This is a genomic window from Segatella copri, from assembly GCF_019249795.2.
In the GTDB taxonomy this organism is placed as follows: domain Bacteria; phylum Bacteroidota; class Bacteroidia; order Bacteroidales; family Bacteroidaceae; genus Prevotella; species Prevotella copri_B.
This window is the reverse complement of record NZ_CP156891.1, coordinates 605,227-627,938: the sequence shown is the minus strand read 5'-3', so window position 1 is coordinate 627,938 and position 22,712 is coordinate 605,227. Positions and strand designations below refer to the sequence as shown.

The following is a 22,712-nucleotide window of genomic DNA, read 5'->3' as shown; positions in this document are numbered from 1 at the left end:
TCATCTACAGGTTATGTAATAGTTGATGTTTGTGTAGCATTGCTTGTAGCTTTGGTTTTGAGCATGCTAACTATATTGATATGCAAATTGTTATCTAAGACTCACATCTCTCGGATGCTTGTCTTGGGTGAAAAATAAATGTAAAATTATGAAAATTCTTTGTTCTATCATATTGTTACGACCAGACTGGGATAACGTAAAGTCTCTTTTGGGAGATATGTCTAAATATATAGACGATTTCTTCCTATGGGATAATACCCCTGGTGGTTGTGGCAAGGATGTTTTCCTAGGCTATGTTATTAGTCGAAGGGGAGAATATGGGGGGGATAATTTAGGCCTATCCCATGCGTATAATGAGGCATGGAAATATGCCTCAGAAAATGGCTATGATTATTTGATGACGATGGATCAAGATTCCCATTGGGTAGGTCTTGATGCCTATATTAGCCAAATTTCTAGCCATGAAAGTATCACAAAGTTTAACACTGTGTATTTCGCATCTACTTCGGCAGGTAATGACACACCTTTCACATATATATATTCTGGTGGTATCAACTCTGGTGCAGTAATACCAATCCGATTTTTGAATGAAATCGGAGGTTACAATACCGATTTCTTCGTTGATGCCATTGATGATTGGCTGATGCTGGAGGCAAGTAAACATCATTTGCTATGTTTGCTCGTAGGCAACAGTCACATCGTTCAGAAGTATGGTGAAGGTGGTTATGGAAGATTCCTTGGGAGAAGTTTTAAAGTTGCTAATTATTCGCCGATGCGTCTATATGGTATCATGCGCAACTATCTTATCCTTTGGCATGATTATCCTCTGTCCAAGGAGACGAAAAAGAAGATACTAATAGATTTCTTTTTAACTTGGTTTGCCAAAATCGTTTTAGGTGAATCTAACAAATGGAAGAAACTGTCTGCCATGTTTGCTGGAATCTTTGACGGAATGTTCCATCGACCGTCGCGTAGAGAGAAATATGCCTAATAAGTAATGGTGTAATGAACCGTTCGTTTTTTCATGTAATAAAAAATATTGTATTTTATTCTTTTCAAAAGATATTTTATCCTATAGATAAGTTGGTTGGCTACCATTTGGTTTTCATAAAAATATCAACATGGCTTGATAGGCTTTATTCCTTTTGGATAATGAATGAATTTAAAAAATGTGACGGCTTTGTCCAGCGAGGATTATTCCTTAGGGGAGCGAAGTTTATTGTTATCGGTAAAGAAACTCGTATAGATAGAAACAATATACTCACAGCATGGCCGCTTACTCAAAAAGTTCCAGAGTTGGTAATAGGTGAGCATTGTGATATCGGTCAGTTTAACCATATTACTTGTGTCAATAGAGTTTATATCGGCAATGGTGTGCTAACAGGTAGATGGGTTACCATTACAGACAACTCTCATGGTAACTCTTCGTTTGAATCTTTACGACAACGCCCTTCTTTAAGGAAAGTGGAGAGTAAGGGTGAGATTATTATTGGTGATAATGTATGGATTGGTGACAAATGTACGATATTGCCGAATGTACATATTGGCGATGGCGTGATAGTTGCAGCCAATTCCGTGGTAACTAAGGATGTGCCTCCTTATTGTGTGGTAGGTGGCAATCCTGCAAAGATATTGAAGAAAATAGTAACAAAATAATAAAAAATAGAATACATTGATATGAATTGTGCATTTACAATATGCGCCAAAAATTATTTGGCGCAAGCATTGACTTTGAGAGAATCGTTCTTGAAGCATAATCCGAGTTTGAATTTCTTTATCTTTTTGGCTGACAAGATAGATGGAGTGGAAGATGTAGATGGTGTAGTTGCTTTGGATAAAAGTTGGATACCTGATTGGGTTAATATGGCATTCAAATATGATGTCATTGAGTTTAATACATCCATTAAGCCATTCTGTTTCGGTAAGTTGTTCAAGGATGGGTATGAGAAGGTTATCTATCTCGATCCAGATATTTACGTAACTCGTCCTTTGGATTTTATTTATGAATGCTTGAATGATAAGTCTATCGTCTTGACTCCTCATTATTGTGATATTGAAGAGCATTTTGATGGTGCGGTATCAGAAGAGACGTTTAATAAGGTAGGCATATACAACTTAGGTTTTTGTGCTTTAAAGAATGATAAAGTAGGTCAGGAAATTGCAAAGTGGTGGCAGAATCGTTTACAGTATAAATGTTATTCGCAAAGTTCTGAAGGGCTTTTTGTCGATCAAAAGTGGATGGACTATATTCCTGCCTTCTTCCCACAGGCAACTTGTGTGTCATCTCACCACGGTATGAATGTCGCTATTTGGAATTTACATGAACGTGAACTTTTTATCGATGATACGCAAGGGTACATGATTCGCAGAAAGAAAACAGGAGATGAATTTTTGCTATTGTTCTTCCATTTCTCTGGATTTGATCCTTTTGAGACCACCATCATAAACCGTCGTCATCCGCAGTTCAATGTAACGACCTATCCTTCATTTAAGCCAATTATTGAGGAATACAGAGAGCGAGTTTATGCAAATGATTATGATAGATTTAGCAAGATGACCTATGGTTTCAATCATTATTTTGATGGCTCTGTAATAACTCCTTTGCAGAGAAGAATGTTTAGAGTTTATCTCAATGAGCATAAGGTAGAGTTTAATCCTTTTGAGATTAACTCACCTTTCTATAAAATCATGAAGAATAGTCGCTTGCTTTTGAAGGCAAGTACCAAGCAGAATGGCTTTTCTTCTTATACAAAGGAAGAGAAAAATAAAGGTAAGAAATTGGAAAATAAAGTTGTTAAGCCAATGCTGAAATTGGCTTTGAGGGTTTTGGGTGCAGAGCGATATGCTATGTTAATTAAGCTCTTTACATTGGCAAGTGACAAGGAATATCATAGTTTCTTAATAAAATAGTCGTTTTATAATATGAACTATTTACGAATTTATAACAAAGTTCTAGCCTTGAAGAAGGAGTGGTTCTGCAAGTGCCATTTCTTCAATCCAGTGAAAGCTGCAGCTTTTACTTTGGCTCCATATACCCAAATTGGTAATGGGCAAAAGCATAAAGAAATATTAACTTATCTGCAAAGATATGCCGGGGATTCTTTACCAGAAGGATACTCCTTGGAAGAACCCATAAGAGACGATTGCCCTATATGGGTGTATTGGCATCAAAGTTTTGAGAATTCCCCACCAATAGTTAAGAAAGCGTATTCTAATCTATTAAAATATGCTGGTAGCCATAAAGTGATAGCTTTAGACAAAAACAATATATCAGAATATGTAAGTTTTCCAGATTATATATATGAAAAACTTCATTCTGGTAAGATAACTCTCACTCATTTCTCTGACTTGCTCAGAATGGCATTGTTGAGTGAGTATGGTGGATTTTGGATAGACTCAACAATTCTTCTTTCTGATTTCTTGCCTCATTATGACTCACCATTTTATAGTATAAAAAATAAGACCTATAACCCAAGGCATGTAAATGGGGGAAATATGTGGTCTGCTTTCTTTATAGGTACAGGTCATAAGAATGCTGTAGCTAAGTATGTTTTAAATTTATTCCTTAATTATTGGAGTAAAGAGAATAGCCTGATAGATTATTTTCTAGTGGATTACTCAATAGCTATTGCTTATTATAAATTCGATGAGTTTAGAAATGTGATTGATGAGAATCCTGTAGATAATCCTGAAGTCTGTAAAATGACAAAAATGCTTAACCTGGAGTTTGATGATACAACCTGGAATGAGATATATCATTCTCAAGTTATTCATAAACTTTCATGGAAACTACCATTAGCTAAGGGAAATACAATAGCAAATTATATAATTAACGATTTATGAAAATAGCGATTATTAATACAAATTCAGCATTGTCAATTGGAGGCGGTGTATTACAACAAGGAATTATGTGGCATGATGGCTTAGAGCTGTTGGGGCACGAATGTGACTTAATTAATTTTTGGGAAGATAATGATTGGAGAAAATATGATTGGATTATTCTTTTGTCGTTTGGTGAAATGTTCCCTAATCTTATAAGAGGATTGTCTAAAATTAATCCTAATATAGCGATTGCTCCTATTATTGACCCAAAATGGTCGAAAAAGGTATATAAGTTCTTTGTTAAATATTGGGGCGCAAAAAAACATTTAGGACTATCTTCTCGTTTCCATGATTTTTATCTTTATGGAAGAGATGCTAAACTTTATCTTACAAGAAGCGAACAAGAAACGGAATATCTGTCGGAATGCTGTGATATTAGCAGTGAAAAAATCAAAATTGTACCTTTTTCATTGCGATTCGGTGTTGCGGATTCGATGCCAGAGAACAAGGAAAATTTCTGTTTCCATTGTAGTAGATTAAGTGCCGAGAACAAAAATGTTCCACGTATAATCGAAGCTGCTAAAAAGTATGGCTTTGAACTTGTTTTGGCAGGAACTTTGGTTGGCCGTGATGAAGAAAAATGGTTGGATGATCAAATTGGTGATTCTAAAAATATTCATTATGTAGGGAGAATATCAGATGAAGAATTAATCTCATATTATAAACGATGTAAAGTTTTTGCCTTGCCAAGTCTATTGGAAGGTGTGGGAATGGTAGCTATGGAGGCTGCTGCCTTTGGAGCGGAAGTCGTTTTGACGAACTTGGGTGCTCCTAAAGAATATTGGCATGGACATGCGGAGCTTGTCAATCCATATAGTGTTGATGAAATAGGAAAAGCTGTTGTTAAATGTTTGAATAAAGATTTCTCAAAGTCAAGTATGATTGATTTTATAAGAAAGAACTATTCTTTGGAAGCTTGTTCTCGAAAATTGCAGGATGTTTTGCTAGGAAAATAGAGTATACAATAGTTCATAAATAGGAAAAAATGTGTAAACATGCAATTTGTATCATGGCTCATAAAAACGTAGAACAAATAAATACGTTATTAAGCTTGTTAGATCATCCTTTGATAGACATATTCCTGCATTTAGATTTTAAGAGTTCTATCATGCAGAGCGATATTATCTCTCCTAGTCATTCACATTTGTATTTTGTAAACAGGCATGATGTGAGATGGGGTGATATTTCGTTGGTAGAATCAGAATTAGATTTATTCAAGGCTGTTCTTGATTCTAAGAATGATTATGATAGAATACATCTAATCTCGGCACAAGATTTGCCTATGAAATCTGCATCTTATATACTTGAATATTTTGCAAAGTCTGAAAATAAAAATGTAGAGTTCTTAGATTGTAGTGAATATCCTGATGCTATCAAGAGACTACAATATTATTGGTTTTGCACAAAACATATGCGCTATGGTGTCGTATATAAGATTATTCGCCATTCTTTACTTTTGTTGCAAAAAATAATTCATGTCAATCGCTTAAGAAACACTCCTTTAGTATTTAAATATGGTTCGGAATGGGCGAGTCTAACACATAAAGCTGTGCAATATTTGGTATCTGAATATCCGAAGTACAGGGGAGTATTTAAATACACAGTGTGTGCGGATGAGCTATATAAGCAAATGCTATTATGGGATGGCAAATTCCGCTTCTCGAAAAAGGGAAACTTGCGCTATGCAAAATTTAATGGTTCGTCACCAGAGTTAGTACCAATGGAAAAACTTGAAGAACTATTTCTAAATCCTGATATTCTTTATGCAAGAAAGTTTGATAAATGCCAACTAAAAGTCATCAATGCTGTTATTTCACATTTTAAATTAATGAAATGATTGGGCTTACAAAAGTTTGAAAATTAATGATAGGTTATGAATTATCCGTTAGTAAGTGTTATTGTTCCATGTTACAACGTTGAACAATATTTACCTCAATGTATAGATAGCATCCTTAATCAAACTTACAAGAATTTGGAAGTTTGGTTGATTGATGACGGCTCGCCTGATAATTGCGGAGCTATCTGTGATGAATATGCCAAGAAGGATACTCGTATTAAAGTAATCCATAAGAAAAATGGAGGTTTGGCAGATGCTCGCAATGTGGCATTGGATGTTATGACAGGTGAGTATGTGGTTTGTGTGGATAGTGATGATTATATCTCTCCTACTCATATAGAAGGTCTTTATCATCTGATTGAGAAGTATGGCGCAGATGTTAGTGTCAATACATTCTGTTCTTTTTACGAAGGCTCCTCTCCAAATCCAAGTCCTAAATCAGCAAAAGACTGGGTCTTAGATGGACTTCATGCTACAGAAATGATGTTCTATCAAGAGCATTTTGATAATACTGCTTGGGGAAAAATGTATAAGGCTAGCCTATTTGATGGTATTCGCTATCCAAAAGGTTTACTGTTTGAAGACCTTCCTACAACATATCGTCTTTTGTTGAAGGCAAATAAGGTTGTTTTTAATGATGAACAGAGCTATTTTTACTTACTTCGCAGCAATAGCATTGAAGGAGCAGCTTTCTCTCCTCATAAGCTTGATAGTGGCTTGCGATTGATGGCTCTGATGGATAAGGATAGAGATAAACTTCAAGCAATCATTAAAAGTTATAATTGCCGCATTGTTAGTTTTGCTTTTCATTTGTTGTTGCAAATGCCTAATGGGTATGAGCATCGTAAAGATTTAGAACGTCGTATAAAAATGATTCGTTTGTCTGTGTTGATGGACAATAGAGCAAGAAAGAAAGCAAGAATTGCTTGTTTGTTATCTTTTATTGGATTTGGAGTTGTTCAAAAACTCTTCAATAAAGTGAAAACAAGAAAGTAATATGTTCTTGAATATTTATTGATATCTCAATGTTTTTCTTCAAAAGCCCAAGATTTAATTGATTTAGCAACAACAATGGATACAATTGATATTTCTCAAAACATTCAAGACTTTAAGCAGGTGTTTGAAAAAGAGAGTAGAATCATTTTCTCTGCCAGGTTTGGAGATGGTAAGTCTTACTTTCTGAATGAGTTCATGAAGAGCTATGATGAAAAGAAGAATGATTACTATTTCATCACTCTCCATCCAGTAAACTACGTGGTTGAGGAGAATCGGGATGTCATTGAGTATATCAAGCGTGATATTCTGTTTCAGCTCATAAAGGATAATCGTATCTATGACTTTAAAGAGGGATATGATAAGATATTCGATGCGGTATGCAACAAAGAGTCTTTGTTGAAGTTAGGCGACTTTGTTGCTTCAATCATTCCTGTAAAAGGTTTGAAAGAAGGGTATAAGGCTTTGAAGGGGCTTGTTTCTACGATTGATGAAAAACGTAAAGAACAAGATGCTCTTCATGTAGTAGATGACTACCTCAATGGATTTTATGGGAAGTCGGGTAGTATCAGCGAATGTGATGCTTTTACTTATCTTATCCAGAAGTCTTTGGAGCAGATGATGGCAAAATCCGTTTTGATTATTGAAGATTTGGACAGAATAGATCCAGCTCATCTTTTCCGCATCATGAATGTCTTGTCCTCTCAGGTAGATAATCCCTATTATTCGGAGGTTCCTCATGGTAACAAGTTTGGCTTTGATAAGATAATCCTTGTAATGGATTACGAGATAGCCCGTCATCTCTTCCACCATTTCTATGGTAGAGAGGCGAATTATGAGGGGTATATGAATAAGTTTCTGAATACACTTCCTTTTCGCTATTCTATAAAAGAAGAGGCGCATAGGCAAGTAGAAGCAAAACTCTTAGATATATGTAAAACAGAAGAGGTCTTGGGGGTAGTTCAGCCGTTGTCTAGCAACAAGGAAGATAGGTTTTCTGTCCCATCGGCAATACTGCAGATGTCAGTTAGAAGATGTAAAGAGTTTCTTGATATGGATATTAGTAACCTTATAAGAAAATCTTGGATGAAGGGGAAATATGACATTCCTACACAAACTGTATGGACAAAAATACTTGCATGTTACCGTTTCTTGTTTCCTGATAGATCGTTAGATTCAATACAAGAAATGATGTTGTATGGCTTCTCTGATTTACAATTAGCAGAACTTTATGCTCCGTATAATTATGCACTGAAAGGTGAAAGTGAATTTTATATAGAGTATGAAAATGACATGTATAATTTTTGCTATATCAAGGGAAAAAATCTTGTGCGAAGGGGTAGGGTGTTGTCTTGGCAAAGTGATAAAATTCTTGGTTTGGCAGAGATAAGGAAAGAACTGCAAAAAATGAATCATGATATTCGAAATTTGTTGTTGGGGTAAAAGGAGTTACAAGAAGAATATCGTAATTTAGGTGAGCAATTAGTTGTTTGTAAATATTAGTATGTTATTATGTGGATAAGAAATCTTCCTACTGATTATCATAAACAGCAATCTGATTTTGATAATTTAGTTTTCTTGTGGAAAACTAATAATGTTTATGTTATGGATAATCATCTTGCTGCCGCTTGGTGTTGGATGCAAGAGTGTGATGCAGATACAAGGTATAACTTTATGCATATTGACAAGCATAATGATCTTGGGACGAATACGCCTTTTGATATATATAGGCATATCAAGGATAATCAACATCTGTCTATAGATGAATACACAAATTTATCTTGGACAAATGAAGGTAATGGTATTTCGCTGAAGGCATTTCGCTGGGATAATTATATTACTCAATGCATGTACTTATTTCCTCAATGGTTTTGGGATGTTGTGTATTCAACTCGTACATCTTTAGGCAGAAGTGAGCGAGAAAAATTACTTGGTGCTACTATACAAAGTGTATCGGCTTCTAAGCTGTTAAGTTATATAGAAGATAATCTTCAAGTGGATGAAGATGGTGAACAACTTAATAGAGCCATTGGACAAGAATCTGTCAAGTGGATTGTTAATTTGGACCTGGATTATTTTTTTCATTCAAGTGATGATGGTTACATTCAAATACTGTCAGATGAATACATCAGAATATTGGCTCAAAAACTTAGAAATTGCAAGCATAGTATTAATGTACTAACTATAGCTTTGAGTCCAGAGTGCTGTGGTAATTGGGGGAATGCGATACATGCTCTTAATGTCTTTATGGAGGCTTATGAAGAACGACCATATGGTTTTCCTGATGATTATCAATAGAAAAGGAATATAACTTGTATAGAATTGATTATGAAGTATGTAAAAACTGCTAAATGTATCTGGTGTGGGAAAGAAATGCCTGAAGTACGTTTTACGGATGCTCCCCATATAGTACCACATAATTTAGGCAGTGACGATATTGGCTTTGATGTATGTAATGACTGCAATCATTATTTTGGAAAAGCAACACGAGGTGTTCCTTCATGCGACTTAGCGTTTAAGGAGATTTTCAATGCTTTTTGGATATTTGGTCATAATTTGGATGAGAATACACATAAGAAATTTAGTTCTGTATTCTTCAATTATTATCATTCCAAGCGTACTATAAAGGTTAGAAGAAATTTTAATTCTAGAGTAATAACCAGGCAATTCAAAAGATCTCTCTATGAAGTGTTCTTGCAAAAATACCATCAAGTAACAGGAAATGGTAACCATCCAATGTTTGAAATGGTTCGCCAATTTGCTCGCTTTAATATTGGCAATCCGCATGTATTTTATGTTTTCAATAATATTATATTGTGCCCTGGTGAAGACCAACGACTTGAACTTCCCATGAACGAGAATGTAATTGATGAGATGATGAAATCTGGATTATATCGCTTTTGGATGGGCAATCAGCTTTTTTATATAGAGGTTTTACCTATTGCTTTTCAGGTAAATGGGTATAGCTTTTTACGAGAAGAAGCTAAAACGATATTACTGCCTGCACGAGGAAACGAGAGTATCTTTGAATTTGATGATGTTATGCAGTTGGATATCTTTATGTTGAGATTTAATAGTAATGTGAAATAATATGAAGATACTTTTTATAGGAGGAGCAGGATTTATTGGCTCCAGTTTGGTCAAGCAGTTTTTGACAAACGAAAAATATAATGTTTTTGTTGTAGAACCAGAGTTTGCCAATGTGTCGAGACTTGATGGCCTTAATGTAAAGATTTACCGAGAGGCTTTAGGTAATATCGACAAGGTTGAAAAGATTTTGATTGGTAACAAGATAGATATCGTGGTTCATCTTGTGTCTACGCTGATTCCTGGCAGTGGATATGATGATTTCAACAATGAGTTTAAGAACATGATATTCCCTTCCATCAAACTGATGGAGATTTGTGCCAAGGAGAATATCAAGTTTGTTTATTTCTCTTCTGGTGGTACTATATATGGTAATCGTTCAACGATGCTACCATTTGTTGAGACAGATGAAATGGCACCTATTTCTTACTATGGCTGGTCAAAGCAAATGATGGAGAATAGTATTCTTTTTAAAAATCGTACAGAAAAGTTGAAGTACTTAATTGTTCGTCCATCTAATCCATATGGTCATGGTCAAAATTTACATGGTAAGCAAGGATTGGTGGCTGTAGCTATTGGTAAGATCTTGGAGGATAAACCTGTAGAAGTTTGGGGGGATGGCTCGGCAATCCGTGATTATATCTATATTGATGATTTGGCAAAGGTATTCTATCAGTTGATAGATAAGGATGTCAACAACGAGACCGTTAACTTGGGCAGTGGCAGAGGCTATTCTGTGAATGATGTTCTTGCATTCTTGAAGATTATCACAAAGAAGGATTTTAAGATTGTCTATGAGAATGCCCGCCCTATGGATGTGTCTAACATGGTTTTGGATACTGAAAAGATGCAACGTTTGGCACAAGTTGAGTTGACTCCTATGTTGAATGGTATCTCTACTTTTTATAATGAATCTGTAAAATCAATAGTTCGTTAATAATTCAATAATGTGCTAAGCAGCTATACGCTGTAAGCACGAGAGATCTTTGAAAATCTTGCTAATTAAAGTTCGGTTCGGGGTGTACCCGCTTGCTTTAAAAATTCGTTTCACCAGATAAATGTTGGTCATCAGTGACTTGAATGAAGACATAGAATATTCCATTCCCATCTCCTTCATAGTTACCTTGGCAACATTTAGTGATGTGAACGAAGCATTGAAAGCAAAATCGAGTTTCCACTTATCGCGAGCCTGGCAGTCCATAAGACCAGTATAGCCTTTGGCGTCACGAAAGCAAAATTCGATCTGGAACCTGGTTCTATAATAAAGAAGTACTTCTTCACCCGAAAGTGAGGTGTCTGTAGAGAAGAATAGTTTCTTCTTGCCATTCGGCATCTGCCAGATGACAAGTCTAACTTTACACCTGAGTGCCTTGGAATAGGCTATCAAAGTATAAGCTGTTCCTTCTATATCTTTCATCTCCATCTTCTCCATTCGAGTGAGGTCAAGATTCTTCATATCAATCTTGCCATCCTTGGTCTTGGGGCGACCACGTTTTCCAGTACGTGGACCAGCATAGACATAAAAGAGACAAGCATTGTCACGAAAGCGGCTTATCAAAGAGAACCCTTCTTTTTTTATCCCATTAACAAATGTACTTGTAGAGAAGTAAGCATCTGCAACTATGAGGGTTGAGAGTTTAAGAAGTTCCTTGCGGTAACGCTTAATGACGCTGATATAGAAATCTACCATAGTCTTGTTTCTAAGACTCAGTTCTTTATTACTTAGCGACTGGTGTGCTTTTAACATCATGCAGTCTTTGGCATCAATATCAATGAGGCCAATACCCATGATTTCGAGACCATGTTTAACAGACTGTGCACATCCCGACCAAAAACGACCGATATGTGGAGTCTTCTTGCCAGCTTTGCTGATGTAGCTGGGATCAATGGCAATAGCCCATCTTCCCTGTTTACCAAAGAAGCGCTTGGCAAGTGAGACATTAAGTTTGAGCCAGTCAATGCTTTTCGACTTTTTTAAGCCGAATGCGTTGCGATAGGTTTGCTCAACATGCGAGCCATACCTCCCCATTTGGGTGAAATTTATCTTTCTTGGTATTACCATGAACAAAATTATCACCTCGATGAGTATTTTCTCGAAACTTTTTGTTAACTTTGCAGCCGAATCTTCAACTGCATCTTTAAAGATATCCATATATTGGTCAAGTCCTGTATTCATATAATTTTGCGTTTGTCGTGATTTGCAAAGTTACTGAAAACCAGTGACTTGACCAACTTTTTATAGTTAAGTTTTCATAAGCATTTCTTAATATAAGTTATTGATTTATAGACGATTAAATGTTAATTTAACGCAGTATTGTAAAATAGTTGATGGTTATGAAGAGAATAGCAATTATCGCAGGTGTACTCCATTCTGGCGGAAAACGAAATCTTATTATGGAGTATTACCGACATATTGATAGAACCCAGATTCAGTTTGACTTTATCTGTGATTCTGATTCAAATGGTATTCCTGAGGAAGAAATTCTTTCTTTAGGTGGCAGGGTTTATAAGGTTGCTCCTTACAAGCATATTGGAGCGCATATGAGAGAGACTTATAAAATATTGAAGGACAACAACTATGAAATCATGCATGCCTTTGATAATACATTGAATGTATTTCCTATGTTCTTGGGGTGGTTAGCTGGTGTAAAGGTTAGAATCTCGGAGAGTATATCTAAAGGTGACAAAAATGAGAAGAAAACTATAGTAAAACTGGCTCTTCGTCCTTTCTCCCATTGGTTTGCTAATTACTACATGGCAAATTCTATAGATTGTGGAGTTTGGCAATTTGGTAAGAAAACCTATGATAAAGGTGATATTACAATATTCAAGACTGTAATCAATGCTGATGCCAATGCTTTCGATAAGGTTCTTAGAGATGAAACCAGAAAGAAGTTTGGATGGGAAGACAAGGTGATCTATGGCTTTATCGGACGATATGTTGATCAGAAGAATCCTCTTTTCCTGATTGATATATTCAATGCGATTGCTAAAAAACAGCCTAAAGCTAAACTTGTCATGATTGGCTTTGGCGAATTAGAAAAGGCAATGCATGAAAAGATAAAAGAATATGGATTGCAAGATAGAGTAGAGGATTTAGGTCGCCGTGATGACATCAAGCAATTTTATAATGCTTTTGATGCATTCTTGCTACCAAGTTTGTATGAGGGTATGCCTGTTGTTGGCATAGAAGCTCAATGTGCAGGTTTACCAATCTTCTTCTCTAAGAATATAACAGAAGAGACTACAGCTTCAGAGTTGGCACACTACATAGGATTAAATGAATCGCCTGAAGTTTGGGCTGATACTATTATCAATGTAGTGAATGCAAATCTTGGCAAGCGAAGAAGCTATGCTGAAGAGGTAAAGAAGAATGGATTTGATTCTCACAGCGAAGCAATGAGAATGATGAAATTTTATCAGAATAAATAGTAAAATATTTCATGAAAGGAATCGTATTAGCAGGTGGTAGCGGTACACGTTTGTATCCTATCACAAAGGGTATCAGCAAGCAGTTGATACCTATCTTTGATAAACCGATGATATATTATCCTATCTCGGTTTTAATGTTGGCAGGTATCCGTGAGATTCTGATTATCTCAACTCCATTCGACTTGCCTGGATTCAAGCGATTGCTTGGTGATGGTAGCCAACTGGGTGTGAAATTTGAGTATGCTGAGCAGCCTTCACCAGATGGTTTGGCACAGGCTTTCATAATCGGTGAGAAGTTCATCGGTAATGATTCTGCTTGTCTCGTTTTGGGAGATAACATCTTCTATGGTGCTGGTTTGAACCAGATGTTGCATCAGGCTGTAGTAGATGCGGAGCAGAATAACAAAGCTACTGTATTTGGTTATCGTGTAAGTGATCCTGAGCGATATGGCGTGGCAGAGTTTGATGAGCAAGGCAATTGCCTGAGTATCGAAGAGAAGCCTCAGCATCCAAAGAGCAATTATGCTGTAGTGGGCTTATACTTCTATCCTAATAAGGTGGTGGAAGTGGCTAAGCATATCAAACCATCTGCTCGTGGTGAGTTGGAAATCACAACAGTAAACCAGGAGTTCCTGAAGGATAAGCAGCTGAAGGTACAGACCATGGCAAGAGGATTCGCCTGGCTTGATACCGGAACCCATGATTCCCTTTCTGAGGCATCTACCTTTATCGAAGTCTTGGAGAAGCGACAAGGCTTGAAGGTAGCTTGCTTGGAAGGTATTGCTTATCGCCAAGGATGGATAGATAGTGATACGTTGCGTGAGAATGCTCAGCCAATGTTGAAGAATGACTATGGCAAGTATCTCCTTTCAATCCTTGAAGAGAATGAAACTTCTTTGATAAAGAATCTTGAATATTAAACTTTTTTCAAATCCCTCCGTCTCCCTTTCCAAAGGGAGCTCCACTTTCTCCCCAAGCCCCTCTTCCTCAGGAAGCGGGGATGTAACCGCACACTTTTGGCGTGCTCGGAACCGCTACGCTCTAAAGTTAGCGGACCGTCAGAGGTCTCGCCAGTTTTTGCGGGATGGGACTGCAAGGTTGAGGGATTCCTAAAAAATAAATTAGTAAGTATGCATAATATATTAATCACAGGCGGTGCTGGTTTCATCGGCTCACACGTAGTAAGACTTTTCGTGAACAAATATCCTGAGTATCACATCATCAACCTCGACAAGTTGACTTACGCAGGCAATCTGGCTAACCTCAAGGACATCGAGGACAAGCCTAACTATACATTCGTTAAGGGCGACATCTGCGATTTCAACCTGATGTTGAAACTGATGCAGGACTACAAGGTGGATGGCATCATCCATCTTGCTGCCGAGAGCCATGTAGATAGAAGTATCAAGGATCCATTCACTTTTGCTCAGACCAACGTGATGGGAACCCTGTCTCTGCTCCAGGCAGCAAAGATTTACTGGGAGAGTCTTCCTGAAGGATATGAGGGCAAGCGCTTCTACCACATCTCTACTGATGAGGTTTACGGTGCCTTGCAGATGACTCATCCTGAGGGTATTCCTGCTCCTTTCACTACCAAGGCATCCAGCGATAAGAACCATGAGGCTTACGGCGAGGAGTTCTTCGTAGAGACTACCAAGTACAATCCTCACTCTCCATACTCAGCATCTAAGGCAAGTTCAGACCACTTCGTCCGTGCTTTCCACGATACATACGGTATGCCTACCATCGTGACCAACTGCTCTAACAACTACGGTCCATACCAGTTCCCTGAGAAGTTGATTCCGCTGTTCATCAACAACATCCGTCATCGCAAGCCATTGCCAGTATATGGTAAGGGTGAGAACGTGCGCGACTGGTTGTATGTAGTAGATCATGCCCGTGCCATCGATATGATTTTCCACAAGGGTAAGATTGCTGAGACTTACAACATCGGTGGTTTCAACGAGTGGAAGAACATCGATATCATCAAGGTGGTAATCAAGACCGTTGATAGATTGCTCGGTCGTCCTGAGGGTGCTGACTTGGATTTGATTACTTATGTAACAGACAGAAAGGGTCACGATATGCGTTATGCCATCGACTCTAGAAAGCTCCAGAAGGAACTCGGCTGGGAGCCATCTCTCCAGTTTGAGGAGGGTATCGAGGAGACCGTAAAATGGTATCTTGAGAACCAGGAATGGATGGATCATGTTACTTCTGGGGAGTATCAGAAGTATTACGAGAATATGTACAAGGATAGATAATGTCTTTTTTCGAAAACCTACCCGTCCTTCCTTACCCTTTTTCGAAAAACACCTCGTCCCTCTTTACCCTTAAAGAGGGCTCCACCTCTCATCTCGGTCTTCTCCCCTCAGGGAAGAAGAGGAAAACCGCCCTACTCGGTGCTCGGAACCGCTACGCTCTAAGGTTGGCGGACCATCAAAGGTCTTCGCCATGGTTGTGCGGGATGGAACCGCCTTGCTATAGGTGGGAATTATCTTAGGAACTGCCTTGCTTATGAAGGCTATAATGATTATATGATGCTGGTTTTGTGGTAATTTGCAGATAACTTGCAGATTTCTTGTGATTTCCTTGGTGGTTTCGAGAAAAAAGCGTAATTTTGCGACTGTAAGTTGAATATTTAATAATTGGAGGATTGGTTATGGTTGTATATGTAGCAAACCCACTTTATGATGCTGTGTTCAAATACTTGATGGAGGATGACCGCATAGCGAAGACCATTCTTGCAGCATTATTGAAGAAGAAAGTTATCGATGTGAAGATTCGCAGAAATGAATATGCGAATCTTACTCGTCGTGAGTCTATTTCCATGTTTCGCATCGATTTTGCTGCTACTGTTTTGGATGAAGACAACAAGCCGCACTTGATGTTGATTGAACTTCAAAAGACCTGGCTGCCAACTGAGACTTTGCGTTTCCGTCGTTATCTTGCACTGCAATATAACAACGAGGAGAATATGTTGAAGGAAGAGCATGAAAAGTATGCTATTCCTATGGTAGCTATCTATCTTTTGGGGCATTGTATCGGTAAGATAGAGGAACCTGTTATATATGTTAACCATCATGCTTATACTTATGATGGCAAAAAAGTAGAGGAGGGTATTCCTGATCCTTTTGTTGAGAGCTTGCAGCATGATAGCATCATTGTACAGATTCCTTTGTTGCATGGTAGGGTAAACAATCGCTTGGAGAAGGTTCTTTGCTTGTTTGACCAGACGAATGTTGCGGACAACAAAAAGGTAATTAAGGTTGATGATAAGCAGTTTGAGGGCGATAATGATATGGAGTACATTGTCCGTCGTCTTCAATCGGCTGCTGCGGATCCTGATATGAGGTATCAGATGAATGCAGAGGATGAATTCTTTAAAGAATTGGAAGCCCGAGATTCCCTTATTATGGAGAAGGATGGTCAATTGAAGGAGAAGGATGAGATGCTTCGTAAGATGATTAAGGGAATGCAGGAAAATGGTATGTCGCTTGATGATATTGCTAAGATGTTGAACAAGACTGTGGATGAAGTAAAACAAATTATTTAACTCTTCTTCGATGTTCGGCATAGCTACGCTATAAGGATGGAGGACCAATCTTAGTTATTCAAGATAAGAACAAAGTAGGCTAGATATCCATGAGAGAATATATAGAAGTTAGCTTTTGTAAAATAATAAACAGTATTATATGTACTTGAGTAAGATATATATTAGTAATTTCCGTGGTATAAAGGAATTAATAGTAGAATTCGATAAAAAACTGAATGTGATTATCGGAGCTAATGGTCAGTTGAAGACATCTTTGATTGATGCGTAAATCACCGTTAGCCCGTATGGCGGTACCTATATAATATATTACCTTTGCATCCGTAATCAAAACAGTTTGATAATGGAAACAAGGGAATATTTCGAAAAAGTGATGCAGGATTACAACCAAAATAGTAAAGGTCGTAGCTTGCGCAAGTATTGTAAGGATGAGGCAGTGGATTATGACTGGCTCATTGAGTTTAAGAAATCATATCGTTCAAATAAGCTTCAACCAAATGAAAACAAGAAGCTAGGCGAAGGTGAGTTTATCGCTTTGACAGTTGGGGAGAATTTTGTTCCCGAGCAACAAACTCCTGCAGGTTGGCAAGTTGAGAGACTGATTTTGAAGTCTCCGACTGGTGATGAGATGGAAATCAAGTGTACTAACCTGTTTGCAGTTGCAGAACTGCTGCGTAAAATGTCATAGCCATGCTGAACTTCACTTCTCGAACAACTTATTATTTGAGTTCCACACCCACTGATATGCGCAATGGTCGTGAGGGTTTGGCAGGAATCATCCGTGAAAAAATGCAGCATGATCCTTATAGTTATGATGAAGCCTTCATCTTCTATTCCAAGGATTACCATAAGGTTAAAATATTACATTATGATATCAATGGTTTTGTCTTATACCAGAAGTGGTTTGATGATGGTAAGTTTCTCAAGCCTCGTTTCTTGGAGGCAGCTCGCTGTCATAAGATAAGCCGTGAGACATTGATACTGTTGCTATCAACATCCGTACAAACGGAAATCATATTATGAATACTGATATTAAGAGTTTGATACCATCCATGCATGCAGAACTGAAGCGTATGCAATCTCGTGTTGCAGAGCTTCAAGTCTCATTGCAGCAAGGTTCATCTGATGAAAAGACGATTCGAGAGGAAATTTCTCGAATGAATCTGCGTCAGGTTGAAATCATGGATGCGATGGTAGAGATACAAGAGTATATTTTGGGCAAGCAGGAAGCACTGCTTGCTCTATTGAGAGAGCGCAAATCTCTTCTGACAGCAAAAGAAGCTTTGGAAAAGAAAAACAAGGAATACGAGGAAAAGTTGTTTTTTTTGAAATCTTATAAGCTTCTGAAAAACAAGTAGTTATATAACTTTTCTTAACAAGAAACAGTTGTATATGTCGCAGAAATTTAGTACCTTTGTAAACATGATAAATAACAAGAGTAATATAGAGATGCAGCTTGCTACGTATAAGTCAATGTTGACTAAAGCTAGCAATGACCTTGCCAAGTCCAAACAGCTTGTTGGCTTGCTCAAACAGCAGATTGAGCAAGGTAATACAGAGTTGTCGGAGGAACTTGACAAGGCAAACGAGCGTATCTCTATGTTAAGCGAAGATTTATCAGATGCAAATGCTCGTATCTATGTGTTGGAGGTGGCTTTGACCCAAGCGGAATCTGATAACTCGGAATTACGAGCAGAGGTATCTCGACTTCATTCCAAGGCAGATGATTTTGAAAAGGCAAATGCCTTGTTGGATATAGCAGACAAGGCTCAGGTTGATTATAAAACTATCATCGAGGTTCTCCTTCATAGGAAGTTTGCTCATAACTCAGATATGACCAAGCTCTTGAATGGTGTATTGGATACATCCGATGCAGAGGTCAGTGAGTTGGGGCTTGATGGATTGAAAAAGAAAATCAGTGATGCTGCTGACGAGGCGTTGGATGAAAAGCATAAGGAGGAAGAGTCTAAGGCATCTTCAGCCCTAGAGCAACCAGCTGTAAAACTGCCAAAGAAAACAGAAAAAGAAAAGCAGGAATCAGATAGTCAACTCCCTCGCAAGCGTTATACAACAACAGCTAGAGTCTTGAAGTCCTTCGGCATAGATAAATCTGATCTTCCTGAGAATGCAAAGGTTATCATACGTAAGGGTAAGAAGGATATGTGGGTAGTCCGTCTGTTCTTCTATCAGAAACAAGAGGTTTATTGTAAGGAATACAAGATAGCACGCTTTAATGTACCAGGTTCTGATCCTCAGAGCTGCAAGTATCCTCAGAGTATCATCAAGGGTAATCCTTTGATGTCATCCTTCTGTAGGTTCTATCTGGAGTCGAAGTTTGCCTGTCATCTCTCCGGAAACCGCTTGTTGGATATGTTGTCACAGATGGGTATGAAGGTAGCTCAGTCAACCTTGAACGGTTGGATGCAGCAAATCATGACTTATCTTCGTGAACGCCTGGGACCTGTGATTACTGCAGACAGAGCAGTCTTGTATGAGGCCTTCAAGGTATTCTTGCAGGATGGCCGTGTCGAGATGCATAACAATGCGGTCGAACGAATGTTCCGCCACTTGGCTATGGGTAGGCGAAACTGGATGCATACCGGTAGCCATTTAGGTGCGGAAAACATAGCTTTTATGTTCTCACTTTTTGAGAGCTGCAAGTTGAATGACATTAATTTTGGCGATTATATAGAAGATATACTCACCCGACTGATGGAGGGGGAGCAAGACTTCATGTCCCTAATCCCATGTAATTATAACTCGAACAAAAAGGTGAATGTCAAGGCTGCCTAATAGGTAGCTTTGGCAACACCAATTAATAATATGCTTTTTTAAAAAAAGTTGGATGTGCTAACTGCTGAAAATCAGTAGTTACGTTCTAACGGTGATTTACAATATTTCAAGGCTTTGCTCAAGGCCGTGAAATCTGGTAGAACGGACTACGAGAACCTGCTTCCAATGACAATCTGCTTGGATTAATGAAAATTTTAGTGAAAGATATTTAAAAATGAGATTTGCGGGCTTTGCAAAAAGCCCGCAAATAGGGGCGTTGTGACATTTTTGGACGCTTACTTTATAATTTACAATTAATAGTTAGCTATTTATATTTGGGGGGATTTGAAGGTAATTGGCTGATAACTTGCAGATTTTCGGCTTTTTTCTTGGTGGTTTCAATAAAAAAGCGTACTTTTGCGGAAAAGTTTAACGTTTAAATTTATAGGTTATGGCAACATTAACTATACAAGTGGAAGATAATAGTGTTATGGCTGGCCTCAAGAAAGTTCTTGAGGCAATGAAAGGCGTTGTGATTGTTCCTAATCATCAGAAAAGCATGTCAGGGATAGAAGAAGCAATGGATGATATTCGTCATGGTAGAGTGACGGAGTATGAAAGTGTTGATGATATGTTTGAAAAGTTGGGAATATGAAATACAGAATCATAGCTACCAGTCGCTTTGAAAAGGATGTAAAGCGTTGTAAAAAACGTAATCTTCCAATGGAAAAGCTAAAGAAAGTAATTCGATTACTTGAAGAGACTGGAAAATTACCTCCTGAATATAAGCCGCATAAACTATCTGGGCAATATGCGGGAAGTTGGGAATGTCATATTATGCCAGATTGGCTGTTGATATGGAAACAATATAATGATGAGCTAGTTTTAGTGATGACTAATACTGGTTCTCATAGTGATGTTTTCTAAAAACAATTGAAAATGGCATGGAAAGTGCCGCAATTTATTCAAGCGAAGTTCATGAGGTCGATTCGGGAATCCCAATGACCCTTTTCAAAGGGTTTTTCGAATCCCGATGTATCTCCTGTAAAGAGGGGCTTTCCGAATTCTTATTTCCTTTGCCAAAGGAGGTGAAAGCGCTGTATCGGTACCAAACTATCGCTGTAATCGGTACCAAGGTTTTATGTGATTCACGATTGCTTCAAGAAGATTCCGAAGTTGTTATTCGGATGGCTGAGGTATGCGTATTAAGAATAAAAAATATGAATAAAGATGAATTTATAAATATACTCAAAAATAAAAAAGGTGCTCCTTTTTTGTTTCTTGGTTCCGGTTTTTCTCGACATTACTTAGATACTCCGCAATGGGATGGAATATTACAGATGTTTGCTCCTTATAAGCTAGCACAGTATTATTCTAAACTGAATACAAATTCCCTGATCAAGGTGGCTACTGAGATTGCGAAAGATGTTACTGATGAGTTTTGGAATTTGGATGAGGGTGATGAGTTCAAGAAAGCTGTTCAAGATCGCATTACAGATGCTGGCTCTGTTCTTAAATTTAAAATTTCAGAATATCTTAGAAAACAATCTTTACGGGATTTTCCTGAAGAATATGAAGAAGAAATTCATATTTTAGAAAAATTAAGTATAGATGGTATCATTACAACAAATTGGGATGATACGGCTGAGAGACTTTTCCCTCAATTTACTCCATACATTGGACAAGAGCAATTGATCTTTTCTTCTACGTATAGTGTTGGAGAAATATACAAAATACATGGTAGCTATAGAGAGCCTAAAAGTCTGGTGCTTACTGAAGACGATTATGATAATTTCAGTAAAAAGTATCCATATTTGGCGGCTAAACTCATAACGATTTTTATTGAGCATCCTGTAGTTTTTCTTGGTTATTCTATATCTGATTCAAATATTCAGGAGATATTACAATCTATTGTTGCTTGTTTAGATAATGCGAATATTCAAAAATTGCAGGATAACCTCATATTTGTAGAATGGATAGCAGAAGAAGATTATGCTATAACAATAGAACGTCAGGATATAATGATGGCGAATAAAGTGAATTTGCCTGTTATCAAAATCAAAACACATAGTTTTAAGGAAGTTTATGAACTCCTTCAATACTATGAACGTTCTATTCCTGCCAATGTGCTTAGAGAATACAAAAAGCAATTCTTTGAAATTGTTCAGTCTGAAAAACCTGAAAAGCAGATATATGTTTTACCATCTACTGAAGTTGATAAGGATAAGACTATTCAGGTTGTTTATGGCTTCGGAGCAATAAATAAATTCCGTTCAGCAGTAGGCTATAGAGGTATACAAGCAGTTGAATTATTAAAGGATGTATTGTCTGAAAATACTGATTTGAATGCAGAACAAGTGTTGACGGATGCTTATCCTCAACTTACCAAGACATCTCCTAAAGCATTTATCCCAATATATAAATATCTATCGAAAGTAGGAATAAACAGTGATCAAAATTACAGTGGAAATAAATTGGGGGTGAATTATACTTTAAGAAAAGGATGTGACTTTCAGTCTTATAGTTTCTCCGAAGATGAGAAAACTTGCAGCCTACAAGAAGTAATAGAAAAATATAGCGGAAAGGATGTTTGGAAGGCTGTAGCTCTTATACCTTACTTGAATATAAAGGAAGAAGAATTGCCGATTCTTGGTAATTTTATCAATAAAAACTTCAATGATTTCCTGATAAAACATAACAATTATTCTACGTATATGAGAAAATTGATTTGCTTTTATGATTGGAAAAAATATGGTTGGGAATAACACTTTTGGATATATCTGTATTATTATATCGTAAGTATTCGGTTAATGCCGTATTGTGTGCCTAGATAAAGTTTCGTACCTTTGCACCATGATTTTTAATTATTCAAATTATGGTACAAGGCAAGAAACTATTAAACAGCAAGCCAAAGTTCGCCGAGGTTGTAATCGACGACAATGAGGCGAAGGAGATGCGTGAGTCTGCAAAAGTTCGCAACCGTCGCAATCCTTATTTAAAATTAAGCTATCCCAATGGTGTGACACTAATTCTCCCTGCTGACATCAGTATCGAACAGCTTCGAGCCTACATTAGTATAACAGTGTAGGCTTATGGCTAGAGTTTGTCAGTTGACGGATGACTTGAAGTACTACTTGTGCATGGAGCCAGTCGACA

Annotated in this window: 25 protein-coding genes; 24 read left to right on the top strand and 1 reads right to left on the bottom strand. The window is 37.5% G+C overall.

The window, feature by feature from the left end:
- Positions 1–148 precede the first annotated feature (148 nt).
- The 11 genes from KUA48_RS03015 to KUA48_RS02965 all read left to right on the top strand — a co-directional run bounded on the left by KUA48_RS03015 (position 149) and on the right by KUA48_RS02965 (position 10,736).
- Positions 149–991, top strand: coding sequence for a hypothetical protein (locus KUA48_RS03015; RefSeq protein WP_218433238.1), 843 nt, complete (start codon positions 149–151; stop codon positions 989–991).
- 161 nt (positions 992–1,152) lie between these two features.
- Complete coding sequence (locus tag KUA48_RS03010; RefSeq protein ID WP_153084215.1) at positions 1,153–1,656, top strand: DapH/DapD/GlmU-related protein; 504 nt, start codon at positions 1,153–1,155, stop codon at positions 1,654–1,656.
- 21 nt (positions 1,657–1,677) lie between these two features.
- Entirely contained in the window at positions 1,678–2,910 is a 1,233-nt protein-coding gene (locus tag KUA48_RS03005; protein WP_218433237.1) for a hypothetical protein, read from the top strand.
- Between the two features lie 12 nt (positions 2,911–2,922).
- Complete coding sequence (locus KUA48_RS03000) at positions 2,923–3,843, top strand: capsular polysaccharide synthesis protein (protein WP_218433236.1); 921 nt, start codon at positions 2,923–2,925, stop codon at positions 3,841–3,843.
- Entirely contained in the window at positions 3,840–4,838 is a 999-nt protein-coding gene (locus KUA48_RS02995) for a glycosyltransferase (protein ID WP_218433235.1), read from the top strand. The genes KUA48_RS03000 and KUA48_RS02995 overlap by 4 nt, the downstream gene beginning before the upstream one ends.
- 53 nt (positions 4,839–4,891) lie before the next feature.
- Positions 4,892–5,719, top strand: a complete 828-nt coding sequence (locus tag KUA48_RS02990; protein ID WP_218433234.1) for a beta-1,6-N-acetylglucosaminyltransferase — start codon at positions 4,892–4,894, stop codon at positions 5,717–5,719.
- 36 nt (positions 5,720–5,755) lie between these two features.
- Entirely contained in the window at positions 5,756–6,715 is a 960-nt protein-coding gene (locus KUA48_RS02985) for a glycosyltransferase (RefSeq protein WP_218433233.1), read from the top strand.
- 75 nt (positions 6,716–6,790) lie between these two features.
- Positions 6,791–8,155, top strand: coding sequence for a hypothetical protein (locus KUA48_RS02980; protein WP_218433232.1), 1,365 nt, complete (start codon positions 6,791–6,793; stop codon positions 8,153–8,155).
- Positions 8,156–8,224: 69 nt separating this feature from the next.
- A complete protein-coding gene (locus tag KUA48_RS02975; protein WP_218433231.1) occupies positions 8,225–9,010 on the top strand; it encodes a UPF0489 family protein in 786 nt (261 codons plus the stop codon).
- Positions 9,011–9,040: 30 nt separating this feature from the next.
- Positions 9,041–9,802, top strand: coding sequence for an HNH endonuclease (locus KUA48_RS02970; RefSeq protein WP_218433229.1), 762 nt, complete (start codon positions 9,041–9,043; stop codon positions 9,800–9,802).
- A 1-nt stretch (position 9,803) separates the two neighbouring features.
- The gene (locus tag KUA48_RS02965; RefSeq protein WP_218433227.1) at positions 9,804–10,736 is read left to right on the top strand and encodes an NAD-dependent epimerase/dehydratase family protein; all 933 of its coding nucleotides are present in this window, start codon (positions 9,804–9,806) and stop codon (positions 10,734–10,736) included.
- A 15-nt stretch (positions 10,737–10,751) separates the two neighbouring features.
- Here KUA48_RS02965 and KUA48_RS02960 read toward each other — a convergent pair whose 3' ends face one another.
- Entirely contained in the window at positions 10,752–11,975 is a 1,224-nt protein-coding gene (locus tag KUA48_RS02960) for a transposase (protein ID WP_153093847.1), read from the bottom strand.
- A gap of 158 nt (positions 11,976–12,133) precedes the next feature.
- Between KUA48_RS02960 and KUA48_RS02955 the strand changes: the two genes are divergently transcribed.
- The 13 genes from KUA48_RS02955 to KUA48_RS02895 all read left to right on the top strand — a co-directional run bounded on the left by KUA48_RS02955 (position 12,134) and on the right by KUA48_RS02895 (position 22,644).
- A complete protein-coding gene (locus KUA48_RS02955; RefSeq protein ID WP_218433698.1) occupies positions 12,134–13,231 on the top strand; it encodes a glycosyltransferase in 1,098 nt (365 codons plus the stop codon).
- 11 nt (positions 13,232–13,242) lie between these two features.
- Entirely contained in the window at positions 13,243–14,151 is a 909-nt protein-coding gene (gene rfbA, locus KUA48_RS02950) for a glucose-1-phosphate thymidylyltransferase RfbA (RefSeq protein WP_118191093.1), read from the top strand.
- 210 nt (positions 14,152–14,361) lie between these two features.
- Positions 14,362–15,495, top strand: coding sequence for a dTDP-glucose 4,6-dehydratase (locus KUA48_RS02945; protein WP_218433700.1), 1,134 nt, complete (start codon positions 14,362–14,364; stop codon positions 15,493–15,495).
- Between the two features lie 398 nt (positions 15,496–15,893).
- Positions 15,894–16,787, top strand: a complete 894-nt coding sequence (locus KUA48_RS02940; protein ID WP_218433702.1) for a hypothetical protein — start codon at positions 15,894–15,896, stop codon at positions 16,785–16,787.
- A gap of 139 nt (positions 16,788–16,926) precedes the next feature.
- Positions 16,927–17,055, top strand: coding sequence for an AAA family ATPase (locus KUA48_RS02935; RefSeq protein ID WP_218433704.1), 129 nt, complete (start codon positions 16,927–16,929; stop codon positions 17,053–17,055).
- A gap of 72 nt (positions 17,056–17,127) precedes the next feature.
- Complete coding sequence (locus tag KUA48_RS02930) at positions 17,128–17,472, top strand: hypothetical protein (protein WP_218433706.1); 345 nt, start codon at positions 17,128–17,130, stop codon at positions 17,470–17,472.
- A gap of 2 nt (positions 17,473–17,474) precedes the next feature.
- A complete protein-coding gene (gene tnpB / locus KUA48_RS02925; protein WP_256624517.1) occupies positions 17,475–17,807 on the top strand; it encodes an IS66 family insertion sequence element accessory protein TnpB in 333 nt (110 codons plus the stop codon).
- Positions 17,804–18,142, top strand: a complete 339-nt coding sequence (locus KUA48_RS02920; RefSeq protein WP_218433710.1) for a hypothetical protein — start codon at positions 17,804–17,806, stop codon at positions 18,140–18,142. The genes tnpB and KUA48_RS02920 overlap by 4 nt, the downstream gene beginning before the upstream one ends.
- A 64-nt stretch (positions 18,143–18,206) precedes the next feature.
- The gene (locus tag KUA48_RS02915) at positions 18,207–19,577 is read left to right on the top strand and encodes a transposase (protein ID WP_334649372.1); all 1,371 of its coding nucleotides are present in this window, start codon (positions 18,207–18,209) and stop codon (positions 19,575–19,577) included.
- 430 nt (positions 19,578–20,007) lie between these two features.
- Positions 20,008–20,211, top strand: coding sequence for a hypothetical protein (locus KUA48_RS02910; RefSeq protein WP_118255597.1), 204 nt, complete (start codon positions 20,008–20,010; stop codon positions 20,209–20,211).
- Positions 20,208–20,483 (top strand): type II toxin-antitoxin system YafQ family toxin, encoded by a 276-nt coding sequence (locus KUA48_RS02905; protein WP_118255596.1) that lies wholly within the window; start codon positions 20,208–20,210, stop codon positions 20,481–20,483. The genes KUA48_RS02910 and KUA48_RS02905 overlap by 4 nt, the downstream gene beginning before the upstream one ends.
- Positions 20,484–20,500: 17 nt before the next feature.
- Positions 20,501–22,321: an SIR2 family protein gene (locus KUA48_RS02900; protein ID WP_238399662.1), complete on the top strand. Its 1,821-nt coding sequence runs from the start codon at positions 20,501–20,503 to the stop codon at positions 22,319–22,321.
- Between the two features lie 110 nt (positions 22,322–22,431).
- A complete protein-coding gene (locus tag KUA48_RS02895) occupies positions 22,432–22,644 on the top strand; it encodes a hypothetical protein (protein ID WP_218433714.1) in 213 nt (70 codons plus the stop codon).
- Positions 22,645–22,712: the final 68 nt, after the last annotated feature.